Consider the following 4,474-nt stretch of genomic DNA (forward strand, 5'->3'; position numbering starts at 1 on the left):
ACCTCGCCTGGATCGAGGAACCGCTGCCGGCCGACGACATCGACGGGCATGTGCGGTTGTCGAACTCGACGCCGACGCCGATCGCCATCGGCGAGTCGCTCTACTCCCTCCGCCATTTTCGCGAGTACATGCAGAAAGGCGCCTGCTCGATCGTGCAGGTCGATGTCGGCCGTATCGGCGGCATCACGCCCTGGCTCAAGATTGCGCACGCGGCAGAGGCCTTCGACATTCCGGTCTGCCCGCATTTCCTGATGGAACTGCATGTCAGCCTGACCTGCGCTGTTCAGAACGGCCGATATGTCGAGTACATTCCGCAGCTCGACCAGTTGACCGGCAAGCGCATGCGCATCGAAGATGGCCAGGCGCTGGCGCCCGACGAACCGGGCATCGGCATCGATTGGGACTGGGACGCGGTCAAGGCCATGAGCATCGCCGAATTCACCACGGCGATCACGAAATAGGAGACTGATATGCAGCGGATGGGGATGATTCTCGGACTGAAGCCGGAAAAGGTCGATGAGTATGTTCGGCTCCATGCCGCCGTCTGGCCCGGCGTGCTGACCATGATCTCGGCCTGCAACATCAAGAACTATTCGATCTACCTGAAGCGGCCGGAGAACCTGCTGTTTTCCTATTTTGAATACCACGGCACCGACTATGCCGCCGACATGGCCAAGATGGCGGCCGACCCGAAGACGCAGGAATGGTGGGCCGTCTGCATGCCCTGCCAGGAGCCGCTGGCGACCCGCAAGGAGGGCGAGTGGTGGGCCGAGATGGATGAGGTCTTCCATCATGACTGAAGGCGGCTTCGACCCTGCCTTGCTCGTTCAATCCTGGCCAAAACCCTCAAGACCCCGGCCGATCGTCACCTTCGGCGCGGGATCGATCGTCGGCGACGCGCATTTCCCAGCCTACCGGAAGGCCGGCTTTCCGGTTGCCGGGCTTTATGATCCTGATCATGTCAGGGCTGAAAAGCTGGCCAGCCAATGGGGCGTGACGGCCTTTGGCTCGGTCGAAGAAGCGACTGCTGTCGAGGGCGCGATCTTCGACCTTGCCACCCCGCCGTCGCATCATGCCGATGTGCTGAAGTCCTTGCCTGACGGCGCGGTGGCGCTGATCCAGAAGCCGATGGGCAGCAATCTTGCCGAGGCGACCGCGATCCTCGAAATCTGCCGCGCCAGGAGGCTGCACGCGGCGGTGAACTTCCAATTGCGTTTCGCGCCAATGATGCTGGCGCTGAAGGATGCCATCGGCAAGGGCTGGCTCGGCGAGATCGTCGACTTCGACGCCTGGCTGGCGCTGGCGACACCATGGGAGCTTTGGGAATTCCTGCTCAAGGCGCCGCGCGTCGAGATCGCCATGCATTCGATCCACTATCTCGACCTGATCCGGCAGTTGCTCGGCGACCCCAGAGGCGTGCACGCCAAGACGCTCGGCCATCCCAACCATAAGGTGGCGCAGACGCGCACCAGCGCCATTCTCGACTATGGCGACACCGTGCGTTGCGCGCTGTCGATCAACCACGACCACAAATTCGGTCGCCGGCATCAGGCCTGCGAGTTCCGCATCTGCGGCACAGAGGGTGCCGCCTATCTCAAGCTGGGTCTCAACCTCGATTATCCCACAGGCGAACCGGATGTATTGGAGATCTGTCCGAAGGGCGGAACGGGCTGGATCGCCGTGCCCTTGGCCGGCGAGTGGTTTCCCGATGCCTTCGTCGGCCGCATGGCCAATGTCCAGCGCTTTGCGACCGGAGAAGATGATACGCTGATAAGCCCCGTCGAAGATGCCTGGAGCACGATGGCGCTGGTCGAGGCCGCCTACCAGTCGAGCGCGGCACCGGCGACGCCGATCGCGGAAAGACCCTGATGGAACAGATCAAGTATTTCGAGGATTACGAGATTGGCGCGTCGCGCCTAACAAGCGGCCGCACCATCACCGAGACCGACTTCATCGTCCATGCCGGCCACACCGGCGATTTCTTTCCGCACCACATGGACGCCGAGTACATGAAGACGACGCCATTCGGCCAGCGCATCGCGCATGGCACGCTGGTGTTCTCCGTCGGCATCGGGCTGACCGCGAGCGTCGTTAACCCTGTCGCCTTTTCCTACGGCTACGACCGGCTGCGCTTCATCAAGCCGGTGTTCATCGGCGACACAATCCGCACGCGCACCACCATCGCGGTCAAGGAAGACGATCCCAAGCGGCCGGGTTCAGGACGGGTGATCGAGCGGTGCGAGGTGATCAACCAGCGCGGCGACGTGGTGCTGGCGGCAGACCACATCTACATCGTCGAACGCAGGCCGGCGCAGGGCTGAGACTCGGGAAAGTCCTACGAGCCGGTAGCGCGCTTGGTAATGCGCTCCAGCCCGAGCAAGAGAACCAGCGTCGCCACGACCAGGATCATTGTCAGTGCCGCACCGGCAAAGATGTCGCCGCGATCGGTAAGGCTGAAGATCGAGACCGGCAGCGTCACCCAACCCGGCGGGTAGACCATGACGGTGGCGCCGAGTTCCCCCATCGACAGCGCGAAACTGAGACCGAAGGCGGCAACCAGATAGGGTGCGAGCAAGGGCAGTGTGACGTGCCAAAGCCGGTAGGCCGGGCGAGCGCCGAGGCTCGATGCCACCTGCTCGAAGTCGGGCGAAAGCCGCGCCAGTCCAGCCGAGACATTGCCGAAGGTGAAAGCCGAGATCAGCACGAAATGCGCGATCATGACGATCGCGATCGTGCCGTTGAGCAGCAGCGGCGGATGGCTGAAGGCAACCAGCAGGCCAAGGCCGACAGACACCGAAGGGACCGCGCTTGGGATGAAGAACAAAAGGCCGAGCAGCCGCCGCAAGGCATGGCCCTGGAGGCGCAGCGACAGGGCCGCCCAGGTGCCGCTGACCAGCGCCAGCGCGCTGGCCAGGAAGCCGGTGACCAGGCTGGCCTTGACCGCTCTGCCGGCGGCACCGGAAATGACATCGGTGTAGTGCTCCGTCGTCAGGCCGTTGGGCAGCACGCCGTTCCACTGGTCGGCGAGGCTGGACAGGAGGATGACCGCGAGCGGCGCCAGGAACAGCACGCCGAAGATCAGTGCGAAGAGCACCCACAGGACAAGACGACCGGAGCGTGACCAGACCAGCATGGGCTAGGCTCCCAACCGGCCGGCGGCGAAACGGTAGAGGCCAAACAGGCCGAGCGACAGCGCGATGTTGACGACGGCGATGATACAGGCGACCTGATAGGCCGATTCCTGGATCGCCTTGCCATAGATCAGCAGCGGCAGGGTGATGACGCCCTTGGCGCCGATGAACAGCACGATGCCGAATTCGTTGACAGTCAACAACAGGCAGAGGCTGCCGCCGGCGATGAGTGCCGGGATTGCCGCCGGCAGGATCACCTGGCGAACGATGCGAAACGGCCGCGCGCCGAGCACGCTCGCCGCTTCGATCTGGCCACGGTCGACCAGCGAAAAGGCGGCGAGCAGCGGCCGCAGGATGAAGGGTGTGTAGACAGTGACCTCGGCCAGGATCACACCCCACGCGGAATAGAGGAAATCGACGGGCGGCAGCGGCAGCGAAAAGGTCTCCATCAGCCCGGCATTGAGCATGCCGGCGGAGCCATAGAGGAAGGTGAAGGCAAGCGTCACCAGGAATGTCGGCAGCGCGATGAAGGTATCGATCAGCCGGGCGATGAAGCCGCTGCCGGGGAACGGCACGAAGGCCAGAATCAGCGCCAGCACGAGGCCGACGACCAGACATCCGGCCGTCGCCGCGACCGAGATCGACACCGTGTTGATCAGCGCGTTGAGGAAGAAGCGCGAATGCAGCACGCGGATGACTTCGGCGACATTGGCGACGCCACTGTCGTCGAGGAAGGCCTGGCGGGCAATCAGTGCCAACGGATAGAAGAACAGCAGCGCCAGCAGGGCCGCCGGTGGCACTATCCACAATTTACCCGACGAGAGCTTCATCGCCGGCGCAGGGATGGCGACCGCCTCAGACACCGGCGTCTTCCGGGAGAAGCGAGGTGTCGGCGGGCGCGAAGAACAGCGGCACCTTGGCGCCGGGTTCGGGCAAGGCGATCGGCAGCCTGGTCGCCGAGACACGCACCGGCGTGCCGTCGACGTCGAGCACGAGATGGGTCAGTTCGCCCTGCCAGTGCACTTCCTGGAGCGTGCCCACGATGCGGTTGGTATGGTCGCTGTCGGCGGTCAGGCTGAGATGCTGCGGCCTGATACAGAGCAGGCTCTTGTCGCCGGCCTTCTCGTTGCGGCCGGCGCCGGTCAGCAGCGCGTCACCATGCCTTGCCGTGGCAAATCCCTTCGACCCGACGGCCTCGGCAACCGTTACCGGAAGAAGATTGGCGCGGCCGAGGAACTCGGCCGTAAAACGGTTTGGCGGGCGGCGGTAGAGTTCGGTCGTCGGTCCATGCGAACAGACCCTGCCGTCGCGCATGATGGCGATCTTGTCGGCAAGCGTCAGTG

7 protein-coding genes are annotated in these 4,474 nt (G+C 63.9%); 4 read left to right on the plus strand and 3 right to left on the minus strand.

The annotated features are described in order from the left end of the window. From EN879_RS25385 to EN879_RS25400, 4 genes are all read left to right on the plus strand, one after another. Positions 1 to 461 (plus strand): enolase C-terminal domain-like protein (locus EN879_RS25385; protein WP_281034607.1); only part of this gene is annotated, 461 nt, incomplete at its 5' end. 9 nt (positions 462 to 470) lie between these two features. Beyond that, on the plus strand, positions 471 to 800 hold the full coding sequence (locus tag EN879_RS25390) for an L-rhamnose mutarotase (protein WP_063167540.1): 330 nt from the start codon (positions 471 to 473) through the stop codon (positions 798 to 800). Beyond that, positions 793 to 1,869 carry a Gfo/Idh/MocA family oxidoreductase gene (locus EN879_RS25395; RefSeq protein WP_063167539.1) on the plus strand — a complete coding sequence of 359 codons (1,077 nt, stop codon included), beginning with the start codon at positions 793 to 795 and terminating at the stop codon, positions 1,867 to 1,869. Before EN879_RS25390 ends, EN879_RS25395 begins: the two co-directional genes overlap by 8 nt. Then, a complete protein-coding gene (locus EN879_RS25400) occupies positions 1,866 to 2,321 on the plus strand; it encodes a MaoC/PaaZ C-terminal domain-containing protein (protein WP_063167538.1) in 456 nt (151 codons plus the stop codon). The genes EN879_RS25395 and EN879_RS25400 overlap by 4 nt, the downstream gene beginning before the upstream one ends. A 14-nt stretch (positions 2,322 to 2,335) precedes the next feature. On the opposite strand, the gene EN879_RS25405 is transcribed toward EN879_RS25400, so the two are convergent. The 3 genes from EN879_RS25405 to EN879_RS25415 all read right to left on the minus strand — a co-directional run. After that, positions 2,336 to 3,133 carry an ABC transporter permease subunit gene (locus tag EN879_RS25405; protein WP_013533032.1) on the minus strand — a complete coding sequence of 266 codons (798 nt, stop codon included), beginning with the start codon at positions 3,131 to 3,133 and terminating at the stop codon, positions 2,336 to 2,338. A gap of 3 nt (positions 3,134 to 3,136) precedes the next feature. Continuing rightward, positions 3,137 to 3,994 carry a 2-aminoethylphosphonate ABC transporter permease subunit gene (locus EN879_RS25410; protein WP_063167537.1) on the minus strand — a complete coding sequence of 286 codons (858 nt, stop codon included), beginning with the start codon at positions 3,992 to 3,994 and terminating at the stop codon, positions 3,137 to 3,139. Further along, positions 3,987 to 4,474, minus strand: a 488-nt coding sequence (locus EN879_RS25415) for a TOBE domain-containing protein (RefSeq protein ID WP_127274318.1), incomplete at its 5' end; no start/stop codon positions are given. The genes EN879_RS25410 and EN879_RS25415, both read right to left, overlap by 8 nt.

The organism is Mesorhizobium sp. M7A.F.Ca.AU.002.02.1.1 (assembly GCF_003998535.1).
In the GTDB taxonomy this organism is placed as follows: domain Bacteria; phylum Pseudomonadota; class Alphaproteobacteria; order Rhizobiales; family Rhizobiaceae; genus Mesorhizobium; species Mesorhizobium ciceri.